Annotated in this window: 15 protein-coding genes; 4 read left to right on the top strand and 11 right to left on the bottom strand. The window is 68.6% G+C overall.

What is annotated here, in order from left to right; genetic code table 11:
• Positions 1 to 131: 131 nt before the first annotated feature.
• Genes pdhA through E3O18_RS10690 form a run of 3 tightly spaced genes read left to right on the top strand, consistent with a single transcriptional unit; the run spans position 132 to position 3,588 of the window.
• Positions 132 to 1,262 carry a pyruvate dehydrogenase (acetyl-transferring) E1 component subunit alpha gene (pdhA, locus tag E3O18_RS10700; protein WP_134418082.1) on the top strand — a complete coding sequence of 377 codons (1,131 nt, stop codon included), beginning with the start codon at positions 132 to 134 and terminating at the stop codon, positions 1,260 to 1,262.
• On the top strand, positions 1,259 to 2,275 hold the full coding sequence (locus E3O18_RS10695; protein WP_134395933.1) for an alpha-ketoacid dehydrogenase subunit beta: 1,017 nt from the start codon (positions 1,259 to 1,261) through the stop codon (positions 2,273 to 2,275). Before pdhA ends, E3O18_RS10695 begins: the two co-directional genes overlap by 4 nt.
• Positions 2,272 to 3,588 carry a dihydrolipoamide acetyltransferase family protein gene (locus E3O18_RS10690; RefSeq protein WP_174722069.1) on the top strand — a complete coding sequence of 439 codons (1,317 nt, stop codon included), beginning with the start codon at positions 2,272 to 2,274 and terminating at the stop codon, positions 3,586 to 3,588. Before E3O18_RS10695 ends, E3O18_RS10690 begins: the two co-directional genes overlap by 4 nt.
• 71 nt (positions 3,589 to 3,659) lie before the next feature.
• Here E3O18_RS10690 and E3O18_RS10685 read toward each other — a convergent pair whose 3' ends face one another.
• From E3O18_RS10685 to kynA, 7 genes are all read right to left on the bottom strand, one after another.
• Positions 3,660 to 3,992: a cupin domain-containing protein gene (locus E3O18_RS10685; protein WP_134395934.1), complete on the bottom strand. Its 333-nt coding sequence runs from the start codon at positions 3,990 to 3,992 to the stop codon at positions 3,660 to 3,662.
• 10 nt (positions 3,993 to 4,002) lie between these two features.
• Entirely contained in the window at positions 4,003 to 5,124 is a 1,122-nt protein-coding gene (locus tag E3O18_RS10680; protein WP_134395935.1) for a tellurite resistance/C4-dicarboxylate transporter family protein, read from the bottom strand.
• A 78-nt stretch (positions 5,125 to 5,202) separates the two neighbouring features.
• Complete coding sequence (gene purQ, locus E3O18_RS10675) at positions 5,203 to 5,901, bottom strand: phosphoribosylformylglycinamidine synthase subunit PurQ (protein WP_134395936.1); 699 nt, start codon at positions 5,899 to 5,901, stop codon at positions 5,203 to 5,205.
• Complete coding sequence (gene purS, locus E3O18_RS10670; protein WP_134395937.1) at positions 5,901 to 6,170, bottom strand: phosphoribosylformylglycinamidine synthase subunit PurS; 270 nt, start codon at positions 6,168 to 6,170, stop codon at positions 5,901 to 5,903. Before purS ends, purQ begins: the two co-directional genes overlap by 1 nt.
• A gap of 39 nt (positions 6,171 to 6,209) precedes the next feature.
• The gene (locus E3O18_RS10665; RefSeq protein ID WP_174722070.1) at positions 6,210 to 7,547 is read right to left on the bottom strand and encodes an aminotransferase class V-fold PLP-dependent enzyme; all 1,338 of its coding nucleotides are present in this window, start codon (positions 7,545 to 7,547) and stop codon (positions 6,210 to 6,212) included.
• Positions 7,548 to 7,790: 243 nt separating this feature from the next.
• Positions 7,791 to 8,870, bottom strand: coding sequence for an amidohydrolase (locus E3O18_RS10660; RefSeq protein WP_134418081.1), 1,080 nt, complete (start codon positions 8,868 to 8,870; stop codon positions 7,791 to 7,793).
• 7 nt (positions 8,871 to 8,877) lie between these two features.
• Positions 8,878 to 9,732, bottom strand: a complete 855-nt coding sequence (kynA, locus tag E3O18_RS10655; protein WP_134395940.1) for a tryptophan 2,3-dioxygenase — start codon at positions 9,730 to 9,732, stop codon at positions 8,878 to 8,880.
• Between the two features lie 134 nt (positions 9,733 to 9,866).
• Here kynA and E3O18_RS10650 point away from each other — a divergent pair, with 134 nt between their 5' ends.
• Entirely contained in the window at positions 9,867 to 10,601 is a 735-nt protein-coding gene (locus E3O18_RS10650) for a TetR/AcrR family transcriptional regulator (RefSeq protein WP_134395941.1), read from the top strand.
• Between the two features lie 71 nt (positions 10,602 to 10,672).
• Here the strand turns inward: E3O18_RS10650 and E3O18_RS10645 are convergent, their stop codons facing one another.
• The 4 genes from E3O18_RS10645 to purD all read right to left on the bottom strand — a co-directional run bounded on the left by E3O18_RS10645 (position 10,673) and on the right by purD (position 14,973).
• Entirely contained in the window at positions 10,673 to 11,500 is an 828-nt protein-coding gene (locus E3O18_RS10645; RefSeq protein WP_134395948.1) for a VOC family protein, read from the bottom strand.
• Positions 11,501 to 11,846: 346 nt separating this feature from the next.
• Positions 11,847 to 12,230 carry a VOC family protein gene (locus E3O18_RS10640; RefSeq protein ID WP_134395942.1) on the bottom strand — a complete coding sequence of 128 codons (384 nt, stop codon included), beginning with the start codon at positions 12,228 to 12,230 and terminating at the stop codon, positions 11,847 to 11,849.
• Positions 12,231 to 12,401: 171 nt separating this feature from the next.
• Positions 12,402 to 13,322 carry a phosphoribosylaminoimidazolesuccinocarboxamide synthase gene (locus E3O18_RS10635; RefSeq protein WP_134395949.1) on the bottom strand — a complete coding sequence of 307 codons (921 nt, stop codon included), beginning with the start codon at positions 13,320 to 13,322 and terminating at the stop codon, positions 12,402 to 12,404.
• 337 nt (positions 13,323 to 13,659) lie between these two features.
• Positions 13,660 to 14,973, bottom strand: a complete 1,314-nt coding sequence (purD, locus tag E3O18_RS10625) for a phosphoribosylamine--glycine ligase (protein ID WP_134395944.1) — start codon at positions 14,971 to 14,973, stop codon at positions 13,660 to 13,662.
• Positions 14,974 to 15,111: the final 138 nt, after the last annotated feature.

Below are 15,111 nucleotides of genomic sequence, written 5' to 3'. Positions count from 1 at the left end.
CCTTCGGATCTTCGAAAAAACGTTAAACGCAAACGTACTCTCGGATGTAGAATGAAACTAATTCGTATCATTTAAATTCGATGCGACTCTTCGATCTCCGACCTCACGAAGGCCGAGCAGGGAGTTCTTTCATGACCACTCGAACGCGTACATCCGTGGCGACCAAGTCCCGACCATCAACCTCTTCGGGCCAACCGACCCCGAACGCCAAACCCGACGTCTCCCCGGCCGACCGGGAACTCTTGACCGGGTTCTACCGCCAGATGATGCTCATCCGCCGGTTTGAAGAACGAGCCGCACGGGCCTACACGCAAGCGCTGATCGGCGGCTACTGCCACCTGAATCTCGGCGAGGAGGCAGCGGTCGTCGGGCTCATGTCCGCGCTGCGCCCGAGCGACTACCTCTTCACCAACTACCGCGAGCATGGCTACGCGATCACCCGCGGCATCCACCCCAACCGGGTGATGGCCGAACTGTACGGCCGTGCCGACGGGGTGTCCAAGGGGTGGGGCGGCTCGATGCACATGTTCGACCTCGAGAAGCGGATGCTGGGCGGCTACGGCATCGTCGGCGGCCAGATCCCGCTGGCGACGGGGGCCGCCCTGGCCATCGACTACCGCGACGGCGACGAGATCGTGCTGTGCACGATGGGCGATGGCACTACGAACATCGGAGCATTCCACGAGTCTCTGAACATCGCGTCTCTCTGGAACCTTCCGATCGTCTACGTCATCATCAACAACAGGCTGGGAATGGCCACGACGGTCGACAAGGCGTCGGCCGAGCCGGACCTCTACAAGCGCGCATCCGCGTACCGGATGGCGTCGGAACGCGTCGATGGGCTCGATCCCGTCGCCGTGTTCGAGGCCGCCCAGCGTGCCGTTGCTCAGGCTCGCAGCGGTAAGCCCTTCCTGCTCGAGGTCGTGACGGAACGACTGCGTGGGCACTCCGTCGTCGACCCGGCCAAGTACCGCTCCGACGAGGAGATGTCCCTGGTCAAGGAACGAGACCCGGTGCACACCTTCGCCGACAAGCTGGTCGCGGACGGTCTGCTCGACGAGCAGGAACTGGCAAAGATCGACGAGGAAGTATCCCGTCAGGCAACCGAGGCGGCGGCGTTCGCCGAGAACAGCCCGTTCCCGGATGTGTCGACCCTGTTCGACTACACCTACGCCACAGCCGTGGCCAATGACTCCCATCGGTTGCCCGGGCAGCCTCTGTTCGAGCCGGCACCGATCCCCGACTACGGAGTCAACCAATGAGCATCATGACCTATCGCCAGGCACTGCACGACACGCTGCGTTCCGAGATGCTGCGGGACGAGAATGTGTTCCTGATGGGTGAGGAGATCGGCCTCTTCGAAGGCGCGTACAAGATCACCGCGGGCATGCTCGATGAGTTCGGCGAGAAACGCGTGCGGGACACCTCGATCGCCGAAGAGGGTTTCACCGGTGCCGCCATCGGCGCCGCGATGCTCGGGCTCCGCCCCGTGGTCGAGATCATGACCATCAACTTCTCCCTGCTCGCGCTCGACCAGATCGTGAACCACGCCGCCAAGATCTACGGCATGTTCGGTGGACAGGCCCGGGTGCCCCTCGTCATCCGTACGCCGGGTGGCGGCGGACAGCAACTGGGTGCGACCCACTCGCAGAACATCGAGCTCTTCTACGCCTTCGTCCCCGGAATGAAGGTCGTCGCACCCAGCACACCGGCCGACGCCAAGGCGCTTCTGATCGCGGCGATCCGGGACGATGACCCCGTGCTCTTCCTGGAAAACCTGTCGCTCTACAACGTCAAGGGCGAGGTGCCCGACGGTGACGTGCCGGCCGAAATCGGCAAGGCCGCCGTCACCCGCACGGGGAGCGACATCACCCTGATCGGCTATTCACGGATGGCCCACGTCGCGTCTCAGGTCGCGGCGCAGCTCGCGGAATCGGACGGCCTCAACATCGAGGTCATCGACCTGCGCAGTCTGCGTCCGCTGGACCGCGAAACGGTCGTGGAGTCCGTCAAGAAGACTCACGCCGCCGTCATCCTCGAGGATGACTGGCTGACCTATGGAATCGGCGCCGAGATTGCGGCCTCGATCTCCGATGGCGCCTTCGACTACCTGGACGCGCCCGTGCGCCGCGTCGCCATGGCCGAGGTGCCCCTGCCGTACTCAAAACCACTGGAGACGGCCGCGTTGCCGTCGGCGGAGGACGTCATCGGCGCCATCCGTCAGACCCTCGACGCCGTCGGTCGCCGCCGCTACCCGATGGGTGAAAAATCATGATCGAAATCACAATGCCCCGCCTCTCCGACACCATGGAGGAAGGCGCCATCGCCATCTGGCACAAGCAGCCCGGTGACCGGGTCGAGGTCGGGGACCTGCTCGTCGAGATCGAGACCGACAAGGCGACGATGGAGTACGAGGCCTACGAGGCCGGCACCCTGTCCGAGCACCTCGTGGCCGAGGGAAAGCTGGTCTCCATCGGCGTGCCGATCGCGCTGCTGGACGATGGCAAGGCGGGCGCCGCGCCCGCACCCGCGGCGACGCCGGCCACCGCTGCCGACGCACCGGCGGCTGCTCCGGCGACCGAAGCTGCCCCCGCGGCCGAGGCCGCACCGGCACCTGCTCCGACCGACGACACTGCCGATGGGACTGCCGCCGGGAACGGTGAGCGTCTCTTCGCGTCTCCGCTGGTGCGCAAGCTCGCACGGGAACACCACCTCGACCTGAGCCAGGTGCGCGGCACGGGACCCGGCGGCCGCATCATCCGTTCGGACACCGACGCGCTGCTCGCCCAGGCGACCGCGCCCGCCGCCGACTCCGCCGCCCCCAGCACACCCGTCGTCGCTCCGAGCGCGGCAGCCGCCACAACCTCACCGGACACCGTCGACAAGCGCGCGTCCGAGGCCATCCCGCTCAGCAACATGCGCCGCATCATCGCGCGGCGGCTGGGCGAGAGCGCCCGCACCATTCCGCACTTCTTCGTCACCGGTGCGGCCGATGCCGAGAACCTGGTGCAGCTGCGCACCGAGTTGAACGCGCAACTGGTTCAGGCCGGTCGGCCGAAGGTGAGCATCAACGACCTACTGATCAGGGCGAGCGCGCTCGCCCTGCGCGAGCACCCCGAGGTCAACGCGTCCTACATCGACGACGCGAGCGGCGAGATGCTGGTGCACCACCGCGTCAACATCGGTGTGGCCGTCGCCTCGGGCAACGGCCTCGTGGTTCCCGTGATCGAGGACGCGGACCAGAAGACAGTCAGCCAGCTCGGTACGGAGGCCAAGCAGCTTGTCGGCCTGGCCAACGCCAAGAAGCTCACGGCCGGCCAGATGTCGGGTGGGACGTTCACGATCAGCAACCTCGGCATGTTCGGGGTGGAGCAGTTCACCGCGATCATCAACCCGCCCGAAGGGGCGATCCTGGCCGTCGGCGGCACCGCCCGCGAGGCGGTCGTGGTCGGGGATGATATCGTCGCCCGGCACCGGATGCGCTACACCCTGTCAGCGGACCACCGGATCATCGACGGGGCCGTGGCCGCACAGTTCCTGCAGACGCTGACCCGTCTGATCGAGAACCCGTGGACGATCATCGCCTGATCACCGGATTGCCTGATCGCCTGATGGCCTGATCTCGGCGAGAGGAGTCACCTGGGCACTTATTTGTCGTTCTAGCTTTTCTTGGCCACGGACATCAGGACCGTGGAGTCCTCGTCCGCCTCGAGGCTGTGGCGTGAGTCCGGGACGATCAGGAAATCACCGGTGCGTGCTTCCCAGACGTCGTCGCCGGCCCTCAGCCGCACGCGGCCGCTGAGGACCAGGATGGTGGCCTCACCCGGATTCTCATGCTCGCTCAGGGAGACCCCGGCCAGCAGTGCGATGACGGTTTGACGCATCACCTTCTCATGGCCGCCGAAGACCGTTCCGGCTGCGCGACCACTTGTGCCGGCGGCGGCCGCCTTCAGATGTTCACGGGCGAACGCCTCGATCGAGATTTTCTGCACGGTTCAGTTCTCACTTTCTCGATCCGTCGGTGACGGTCGGTTCGTCGCTGACTGCCGACTCGGCGGCCAGGTGCAGCTGGTCAGGGGCGCCGCGCAGTGGACCGCCTGCCTTCAGCGGCTGGCGGAGCATGGCGGTGAAGATGGCCAGCCACACGACGAGGGCCACCCAGAGGGCGACGGTCCCGATCCGTCCGACCAGCGGAAGGTCATCGGCCTGGCCCAGGTAGATTCCGGCGACCGCGTACATCCCCACGGGGAACGCGATGCTCCACAGCGTCGCTTCGTAGCGCAGCGGCACCCGGTGCTTGACGTGACGCCAGTATCCCACCGCGATCAGCACGGGGATGAGCCAGGTGGCGAACGCCCAGAACATGACGGAGACGCCCGCAACGAGCCCTCGGGTCGCGGTCACCATCGGTGCGTCCGCCATTTCGACGATCCGTGCGCCGGCCAGCACCGTGATCGCGCAGGCACCCATGGACACCCAGTAGGGCGGGTCCAACTGCTCGGGCCGGATTTCGTAGAGCACCAGCCGCAAGGAGACGAAGACACCCGCGGCGCCGTAGAGGAAGATGCCCACCGACCAGGACAGGATCGCGAGGACGGCGAGCAGCGCTCGGGCATCGCCCGCCACGGGCTCCAACGAGGCCGCCACGACGGCGACCGACTGGCTGGCGACGACCCAGATGAACCAGGTCCCGTTCGCGGCGTTGAGCACGGGGCGCTCGCTGCGGCCCAGGACCGCGAACCAGGGGAGGGCGTAGCCGAGCAGCAGCCAGGTGATTCCGGATACTCCGAGGAGGACCGTCGCCGTGCCGAACCAGCCCTCGATGGCCAGGCGGGCAGCCAGGACGTTGGTGCCGGCGACGAACGTGAAGAACTGGAATCCGCGATGCGGATCGTGCATGTCCGCAAGGAAGGCCGAGCGGTAGGCGACGAACCGCCACCCGGTGAGAGCCACGAGAATCACGTAGGCCGCAGCGCACACGACCATGAGAACGAAACTGAGCGTCTGGACGCCGATCAGGTTCATCCCGACCGAGATGATTCCCGTGGCCATGACCAACGCGAAGTAGCCGGGCGGCATCCCTCGGACAGCGGCACCCACGCGCACACCACTGATAGACGTCATCCTGACAGGCTAGCCCGGCTGCCCCCTGCCGCGCTCCACCTACGTCACGCTCCCTACCCGCACGGCGAGCGGATGCTGCTACGCGCTGACGAGCATCCGTTCGATCACGGAGGTGAAGAAGGTGATCCCGTCGGTGCCGCTGCGCATGGCGTCGACGGTGTCGGGGCCGAAGCCGGGCTCGACCGCGTGCTCGGGGTGCGGCATCAGGCCGACGACGTTGCCGCGCATGTTGCTAATGCCGGCGATGTCGTTGAGCGAGCCGTTCGGGTTCATGCCGACGTAGCGCACAACCACGCGGCCCTCGCCCTCGAGGCGCTCGAGCGTGTCGGCGGAGGCGATGAAGCCGCCCTCGCCGTTCTTGAGCGGGATGGTGATCTCCTGGCCGGCAGCGAAACCACCGGTCCAGTCGGTGAGGGCGTTCTCGACGCGCAATCTCTGGTCGCGGCAGATGAACGAGCCGTGGTCGTTGCGGATCAAGCCACCCTCCAGCAGGTGCGCCTCGGTTAGCATCTGGAAGCCGTTGCAGACACCGAGCACGGGCATGCCGCTGTTGGCCGCGCTGATGACCTCGGCCATGATCGGAGAGAGGCTCGCGATGGCGCCGCAGCGCAGGTAGTCGCCGTAGCTGAAGCCGCCGGGCAGTACGAGCGCGTCCACGCCGTGCAGGTCGTGCTCGCCGTGCCAGAGGGCGACGGGCTCGGCGCCGGCCAGACGGATCGCGCGCGCGGCGTCGCGATCGTCGAGCGAACCGGGGAACGTGACGACGCCGATACGCATCAGTGCGTCTCTCCGGCGGGTGCCTCCAGCACGTGGATGCCGACGACATCCTCGATCACCGTGTTGGACAGCACGGTGTCGGCGAGTTCCCGCACTTCGGCGAGCACGGCGTCGTCGACGTGGCCGTCGATGGTGAGCTCAAACCGCTTGCCCAGGCGAACGCTGGTGAAACGGGTCTTTCCGAGGCGACCCAGGGCGCCGGCGACGGCCTTCCCCTGCGGGTCGAGCAGCTCGGCCTTGGGCATAACTTCTACGACGATTGTTGGCATAGCTCACTCCGGAGGCATCGAGGGGTGGATCCCACGATTCTACAGGCCGACACCCAGGCCGCCGAGCGCACCGGCCAGGCCGGTGCCGAGACCACCGTTGGCTCCGCCGGCAAGCCCGCTCTGCCCGAGCAGCAGACCGCGCAGCACGTCCCGGATCGCCGCGAGGCCCTCGAAGGTCTCGACAAAGCTTGTGCTCAGCGGGGACAGGCCGATGCGCAGTGCATCGGGCGTGCGGAAATCGGGGATCACATCGTGCTCCCACAGGATCTGCGTCACCTGCCTCATAGCGGGGTGGTTCACGGTCACGTGACCGCCGCGGTGCGTGGGCTCTCGCGGCGACGACACAGTCACGCCCATCGGAGCAAGCCAGGCATCCACGAGGGTCAGCGCGAACTCGGTCAGCGCCACCGACTTGGCGCGCACCTGGTCGATGCCGGCCTCCTCGATCATCGCGAGCGAATCCTGCATGGCCAGCATTCCCACGATCGGCGGGGTTCCGCTCATGAAACGACGGATGCCGTCGGCCGGCACATACCCCGGGCCCATCGTGAAGACATCCTTCGTTCCCATCCAGCCCTGAATCGGCTGGGTGAGAACGTCTTGCAGGTCGCTGCGCACGTAGGCGAACGCGGGGGCGCCGGGGCCACCGTTCAGGTATTTGTAGGAGCAGCCGACGGCCAGATCCACGTCGCACAGGTCGAGTTCGACCACCACGGAGCCGACCGAGTGGCTGAGGTCCCAGAGCACGAGGCCGCCCGCGGCGTGCACTACCGTGGTGATCTCGCGCATATCGGCAAGGAAGCCGGATCGGTAGGCCACGTGGCTGAGCAGCACGAGCGCCGTCTGCGGGCCCACGGCCTGCCGCACCTGCTCCACTGTGACGCCGCTCGCGGGGTCGGAGTGGATCCAGTGCAGCGTCATGCCACGTTCGGCCGCGATGCCCTCGAGCAGGTAGCGGTCGGTGGGGAAGTTGTCGGTGTCCAGCACGATCTCGGTACGCGTCGGTTCCACGTCGACGCGGAGGTAGTCGACGGCCGCCCGCGCCAACTTGTAGAGCAGCACGGTGGTCGAGTCGCCGACGAAGACCTGGCCGGGCGCGGCCCCGAGGGCGGCGCGGCCGATGTCGTCGCCGATTTTCAGCGGAAGGTCCAGCCAGGCCTCGTCCCAGCCGCGGATCAGGCGGGTGCCCCAGTCGTGGGTGAGGAACTCGGTGATGCGGGCCACGCTGGCCCGGGTGGGCCGGCCGAGGGAGTTGCCGTCGAGGTAGGCGACGAGGCTCGGGGTGTGCCCGGTCACGCCGACCGCACCGGTCGCGCTGTCGGGTTCGATGCCGACGAACTGCCGCCGGTAGTGCCCGAGCCCGTCGATGCGGTCCATCCGGCGGGCGAAGGCGAGCTGGGCATCCTGGCTGCCGTTGCCGGCGGGGCTGGTGTCGGTGTGGGGGGTCATCTGGATTCCTCGAGGTCGAACGGATGATGGGCAGCCATCGCGCAGCGATGCGCGCTTCCCGGGGACTCGCCGACACCGTGCCGCGCTGGAAGTATCCCACCCGCGCGGGTGGCCGCGCGACTGCGGGAAGCGCGGACGGCCGTGCGGTGGTGGATGCGGTCGGGGGTGCGCTCAGGAATTCCGCGGGTCGAGGTCGCCGAGGTCGCCGAGGTCGGCCGGGCTGATCGCCCGGGCGGTGCCGAGCCAGGCGCTGAACGCGGCCGGGTCGGCCGGGCGCTCGCCACACAGCACCGTGACCAGGCGCTCGGTGCCCGTTGGGCCGCGCAGCACGGTCCGGAAGCCACCGAGGTTTCCCATGGTCAGGCTCCGCAGCACGTCGGCGCCGCTCAGGCCGGCGCCGAGCAGCGCGGTGATCTCCCGCCGGTTCAGCCCGACCGGCAGCGGGCCGTTGCCGAGGTCGGTGCCGTAGAGCACCTGTCCGCCGGCCCGGTGGAAGCGGCGCAGATTGTCGACCGCGCGATCGAAATCGTCGGTCGGCTCGCCCCAGCCGTGGATGTCGAGGGTGCTGATCCAGGCCATCCGCCCGGCCATGGCCGCAATCACCTCGTCGCCCAGCCGCTCGCTGAACGGCGTGTGCGCCAGGGCGTCCACCCCGGCCTCGAACGCGCGAAGCGCCTGGCCGGCCCCCTCGGCGTGGGCGAGAACGGGGGCCCCGCGATCGTGGGCGTGCCCGACTATGGCCGCGAGAACCGCGCGCGGCAGCACTGGCCCGGCGTCGCCGTTCAGCGTGACCTTGATCACGGATGCCCCGAGCGCCAGCTGGTCGTCGACGGCGGCCGCGGCATCCGTTGCCTGGGCCACGAAGCGCACGCTGCCTGCCGGGGCCCAGGACCGTTCGCTCGGGTAGCCGCCCGGCGCGGCGAGGAACTGCCCCGCGAACACGGTCTCGGGCAGGAGCGCGCTCGCGGGACGCCCCGCCCGCTGGGGCTCTCCCGTGCCCACCTCCACCCGCCCAGGTCGAGCCCACGGGTCGGACTCGACCGGAAGCGTCGACCTCGGCGGCCTCCACCCGCCGAGGTCGAGCACGCGCGCGATGCCGCCCGCGGTGAGCGGGGCCGGATCGATCAGCGCGAGGTGCACATGCGCATCGAGGAAGCCCGGGAGCACGGTCCTGCCGACCGTCCTGCCCGGCACCGATCCGCCCGGCACCGATCCGCCCGGCACCGGTCCGCCTGGCAGGCCGCCGGTCATCCGTGCCTCATGTGCCGAGTTCGGTGCGCACGGCGAACAACTCGGGGAAGAAGGTCAGCTCGAGCGCCTTCTGCAGGAACGCGGCCCCGCTCGACCCACCGGTACCGGTCTTCATGCCGATGATGCGCTGCACGGTCTTGAGGTGACGGAACCGCCAGAGCTGGAAGTTGTCCTCCAGGTCGACGAGTTCCTCGCAGGCCTCGTAGGCACCCCAGTGCTCGCCCGCGTTCTCGTAGATCCTGCGGAAGGTGGCCACGAGTTCCGGATGCAGCACCCACGCCTTCGTGACGTCGCGCTCCAGCACGGATGCCGGGATAGCGAACCCCTGCCGGTGCAGGTAGCGCAAAAACTCGTCATAGATGCTGGGGGCCGCGAGCATCTCGGAGAGGAGCGCGTGAGCATCCGGGTCGCTCTCGAACACGCTCAGCATGCGCCTGTTCTTGTTGCCGAGCGCGAACTCGACGGCCCGGTATTGATACGACTGGAACCCGGACGAGTTGCCCAGGAAATGCCGGAACTCGGCGTATTCGCTGGGCGTGAGCGTGGCCAGCACCGACCACTGCTCGGTCAGGGTGCGCTGGATGTGCTTGACCCGGGCGATGCATTTGAGGGCCGGGGCGATCTGGTCCTGGCGGAGGAACGCGGTCGCGGCGCGCAGCTCGTGCAGCACGAGCTTCAGCCAGAGCTCAGTGGTCTGGTGCTGGATGATGAACAGAAGCTCGTCGTGGTGCTCGGGTGAGCTGACCGGCTTCTGCGCGCCGAGCAGGGTGTCCAGATCGAGGTAGGAGCCGTAACTCATCCGCTCCCGGAAATCCGTCACGATCTCGGGATCGAACTCGCGGGTGTTGTGCTCGACCGACATGGTGCTCCGTTTCGTTCGGGTGCTGACTGCAGTCTGCAAGACAGTGCCGGTTCGGCGCAACCAGTTGGCACCTGCCAGGGGGGCGTGGAGGTGAGCCTCCGCGATGCCAAGGTTCGGGACCTAGACTCAGGGTCATGACTTCGCCCGAATCGACCCCGCAGGATGGGGCGCAGCCTCGACGGCGTGACGCCCGGCAGAACCGTGAGCGTCTCCTCGTCGAGGCGCGGGCGCTGATCGCGGTGCACGGCGTTGACGCTTCGCTGGAGGAGATCGCCCGCCGCGCCGACGTGGGCGTGGCCACGCTGTACCGCAATTTTTCCACTCGGGATGACCTCGTCAGGGCCCTGCACGACATCTCCCTCGCCGAGCTGGCCTCGGTGCGCGACGAGATCGTGGCCGCCCCCACCGCGTGGGACGGCATCGTCGTCTACACCGAACGCGTCGCCGAGTGGCTCGTCGCCGACCCGTCGCTGCCGCCCATCCTCAAGCGCATGGAGACGGTCGACCCGGCGCGCGGCAAAGCGGCCTCGTTCAAAGCGGTGTTGTCGGCCCTCGTCACGCAGGCCAAACGCGACGGCGACCTCCGAACGGATGTCGATGCGGTCGACCTCGCGGTCCTCGTCACCATGGTGGGCTCGCTCGGCACCCTCGGCGGCGGTTACACCGGCCAGTGGCGGCGCCAGCTGTCGATCGTGCTCGACGGGCTGCGGGCCGTCGACCGAGGCCGGCCCAAGCTGCCGGGACGTCCGCTGGGAGCCAAGGAATACCAGGCGGCCGTGCACGGCCTGAGCCGTCGTGCCACCAGGGCGGCCTCCCGCGGCACGGGTGCGGCACCGGGAGCCGACGCTGCCCCGGGAGCCGGCGCATAGGACCTCTGCGTTCTTTGTCGGCGGGGTGCGCCGCGCTGACGCCGTGACCTGACGCCGTGCGGGCCCGCGGGCTACTTCGTGCGCACCACGATCTGGTTGCCCCACGGGTCGTCGAAGCCGAGGGTCTGCCCGTCGTGACGGGTCTGCACACCGAAGTGGGACATCCGTTCGTTGAGGGCACCGATGTCGTCGGTGCCCGGCAGGATGATATCGACCTCGCCGAGCCCGAGGGCCAGTCGGCGCTTGCCGGCGCCGGCGCTGTTCCAGGTGTTCATGGCCATGTGGTGGTGGTAGCCGCCGGCCGAGACGAACAGGGCCTGGCCGCCGAGGGTCGCGGTCGCCTCGAAGCCGAGGCGGTCCACGTAGAACTCGCGGGCCGTGCCCACGTCGCCGACGGAAAGGTGCACGTGCCCGACGATGGCGTTGCCGACCGCCGGATGCGCCTGGCCGTCCCGGGTCAGGTGCTCGCCGATGAAGGCGTTGGGGTCGAGGTAGAGGGTGGCCATCTCGACCTGGCCGTGGGCCCAGCTCCACTCGGTGCGGTCGCGGTCCCAGTACAGCTCGATGCCGTTGCCCTCCGGGTCGGTGAAGTAGAAGGCCTGGCTGACCAGGTGATCGGCACTGCCGGTGAACGATCCCGGATGCGTTGTGCCCACCGAGTAGACGGCCGCGGCGAGCTGCGCCTGGGTGTCGAAGAGGATGGCGGTGTGGAACAGCCCGCTCGAGCGGGGCTCGGCGGCGGTCAGCTCCGGGGCGTGCTGCAGAACAACGATCGGTGTGGTTCCGCGCCCGAGCACGGCGACCGGCCCCTCGTGGCTCTGCAGCTCGAGGGTCACCGCGTCGCGGTAATACGTGATCATGGCATCGAGGTCGCCCACGCGCAGGGTCACCGCGCCCATGCCGGTGGATGCGGGCAACAGGTCGTTCGCAAATCGATTCACACTTGCCCCAACGGATGACCCGGGCCCGGTATTCCGGTCGTGCGCCGAGCGGTGGGGGGCTAACTCAGGAGATCTGGCGGCACGGTCGCGATCGGACGCCATCCGCCGCGGAAACAGTGCCCCCGGGGACGGACTGGGTCGGGATCTCCTGAGTTAGCCACGCGTTGGAGTCGGGAGTCGGAGTGGAGGGGGAGACGGAGTGGAGTCGGGAGACGGAGTTGGAGGGGGAGACGGAGTTGGAGGGGGAGTCGGGAGCTGGAAGCGGGTCGGAGCGCAGAACGCGACCCGGCAGTCCGGGCGCTCGCTACTGCTCGTCTTCGTGGAGCTGGATCAAGTTGCCGCAGGTGTCGTCGAAGATGACGGAGGTGCCGTACGCATCCGTGCTGGGGGCGCCGGCGAACTGAACGCCCAGGGTGCGGAGTCGCTCGTACTCGGCCTGCACATCCGGTGTGCCGAACACGATGGCCGGCAGCCCGAGGCCGCGGATGCCCTGAGCGTACTTCTGGGAGACCTTGTTGTCACTCGGCTCGAGGAGGAGGCCGACCCCGTCGGGGTCTTCCGGGGACTTCACGATGTACAGCTGGTGCTCCGGCATGGACATCAGCTTCTCGAATCCGAGCACGGACGTGTAGAAGTCGAACGCGGCGGAGGGATCGTTCACGTGGACGCTGCACATCTTGATTCGCATGGCCGGAGCGTATCAGTTTGCGGCCCGTGGCCGCCCGGCTGCGACGCCGCGCGACGGCACGCCCAGTTGCGGGGAAGCGCAGCGACGGTGCGGTGCCCGCGCAGATACGCGGGCACCGCGACCGCGCCTACGCCACGCCTACGCCACGCCTTCGCCTTGACAGCGCCTCGACTACGCCTCGCCGGCCGCGGAAGCTGCGTGCGTCAGCCGCGCCAGCAGTTCCAGGTAGCGGGCCGCGGTCTGCTCGATGATCTCCGCCGGAAGCGTCGGCGGTATGCCGGTCAGGTCCCAGTTGGCCGCGAGCCAGTCGCGAACAATCTGCTTGTCGAAACTGGCCATCCGTTGTTCCGGGGTCGTGCCGGACTGCCAGAGCGAGGCGTCCCAATAGCGGCTCGAGTCGCTGGTGAGCACCTCGTCGGCGAGCGTGATGGCGCCCGTGACGCGGTCGGCGCCGAACTCGAATTTCGTGTCGGCCAGGATGACCCCGGCTTTCTCGGCGATCGCCGAGGCGCGGCCGAAGATCTCCAGCGACAGGCGGCGCAGCTCGTCGGCAACGGGGTCCCCGACCAGCTCCACCGTGCGCTCGAACGAGATGTTCTCATCGTGCTCGCCCATCGGGGCCTTCCACGCCGGGGTAAAGATGGGTTCGGGCAGGCGGTCGCCGTTCTGCAAATCGGCAGGCAGGTGGATGCCGCACACCGTCTGGGTGGACTGGTATTCCTTCCAGCCCGATCCGGTCAGGTACCCGCGCACGACGCACTCGATCGGGAACATGTCGAGGGTCTTGCAGAGCATGGCGCGCCCGACAACGGCGGATGGGAGCAGGCTGGTCACAGCCCCGTTGACGGTGTGGTCCGGCACGAGGTGGTTGGGGAAGCCCACGAGCTGGTCGAACCACCAGAGGCTGAGAGTGGTGAGCAGTTCGCCCTTGCCCGGGATGCCGGGCTCGAGCACGTGGTCGAACGCGCTGACGCGGTCGCTGGCGACCACGAGCACGCGTGCGGCGGTCGCGAGGTCGGCCGCGGCATCCGGAACGTAGAGGTCGCGCACCTTGCCCGAGTAGGCGTGACGCCATCCGGGCAGGTCGGGCAGAGCGGATGCGGCGGGCTGGTCTAGTGCGGTCACGGCTACATTCTTGCGCACCGGCCGGTGCCCGCGCCAACGCGGGGCCGGCTCGTGCCCGGCTCGTACCGGGCTCGTGCCCGGCTCGTACCGGGCTCATACCGCCCGTGGCGTGCCGCGCATCCGCGCCGAGGATCCCAGAGGGAGGGGCTAATTCAGGAGATTTGCGCTGCCGGTGTCGTCCGGCCTGGTGTTTTCGGGTGTTCTCAGCGCTCGCCGAATGGATCTCCTGAGTTGGCCACGGAAACGGCGGGCGGCGACAGCTCAGCCGGGCCCGTGATACGAGGGTTCGGCGGGCTCGGCGGGCTCAGCGGGCTCGGCGGGCTCGGCGGGCTCGGCGGGCTCGGCGGGCGACACCGGCGACGCGGGCGGCGATGTCGGTGCGGTACTGGCAACCCTCAAGCGTGATCAGGGTGAGGGCCTCGTAGGCGCGGGCGCGGGCATCCGTAAAGCCGTCGCCGACCGCGACGACGCTGAGCACGCGTCCGCCGGTGGACACGAGGGTGTCGTCGACGGCGGCCGTCGCCGCATGCGCAATACTGACGCCGGGCACAGCGGATGCCGCGGCCAGCCCGGTGAAAGCGCGTCCGGTGACCGGCTCATCGGGATAGTTCTCGCTCGCGAGCACGACCGTGACGCAGGCGTCAGCCGAGAATACCGGGCGGGCCAGGCCGCCGAGGCCGCCGGTGGAGGCCGCGAGCAGCAGACCCGACAGTGGCGTGACCAGGCGCGGCAGAACCACCTGGGTCTCCGGGTCGCCGAACCGGGCGTTGAATTCGATCACCCGGATGCCCTCGGTCGTGAGAATGAGGCCGCAGTAGAGCAGACCGATGAAGGGGGTGTCCTCGGCGGCGAGCTGGCGCACCGTTGGCAGCGCGATCGTTTCGATGACCTCGTCTACGAAAGCCTGTTCACTGCCGAATTCGGCGTCGAGCCAGGGCAGCGGCGAATAGGCGCCCATGCCGCCGGTGTTCGGGCCGAGGTCGCCGTCGCGGAGGCGTTTGTAGTCCTGGGCGGGGGAGAGCGGCAGCACGCTGTGGCCGTCGCTGAGCAGGAAGAGGGAGACCTCCTGCCCGTCCAGGAATTCTTCGATCAGCACGCTGCCGTGCTGAAGCCAGTAGATGGCGTGGTTGATCGCGGCCGTACGGTCCACGGTGACGAGCACGCCCTTGCCGGCGGCGAGACCATCGGCCTTGACCACGTAGGGCGCCCCGAACTCGTCGAGTGCGGACGTGGCTTCGGCGAGCGACCCGGCGCGTTCGGCGCGTCCGGTGGGCACGCCCGCAGCATCCATGATGCGTTTGGCGAAGGTTTTGCTGCCTTCGAGAGCTGCCGCGGCCCGGTCCGGACCGAATACCGGGATGCCCCGGGTGCGCAGCGCATCGGCGACTCCGGCGACGAGCGGCGCCTCCGGCCCCACCACGACGAGCTCGATGCCGTTGAGGTTCGCGTAGTTCGTGACCTGCTCGGGGTCGGCCGGGTCGAGCGGAATCACCGGCACATCCCGGGCAATGCCGGCATTGCCCGGCGCCGCCACGATGTCGTGGCGCGGCTCCTCGCGGAGCAGCGCGGTGATGATGGCGTGCTCGCGGGCACCTGAACCGAGGACCAGAATCTTCACCCCGTCAGATTAGCGGATGCCGCGTAGCCCCGCGCGGGCGGCGGGCGGCGGGCGGCGGGCGGCAGGCGGCGGGCACCGGGCGCTGGCGCAAGAGCGCTGCGCTCGTGCTGCGCCGATACGCGCATGGTGTGCCAGGCG

This window comes from Cryobacterium sp. TMT2-42-4 (assembly GCF_004402645.1).
GTDB lineage: Bacteria > Actinomycetota > Actinomycetes > Actinomycetales > Microbacteriaceae > Cryobacterium > Cryobacterium sandaracinum.
This window is presented reverse-complemented; position numbering and strand designations above follow the sequence as displayed.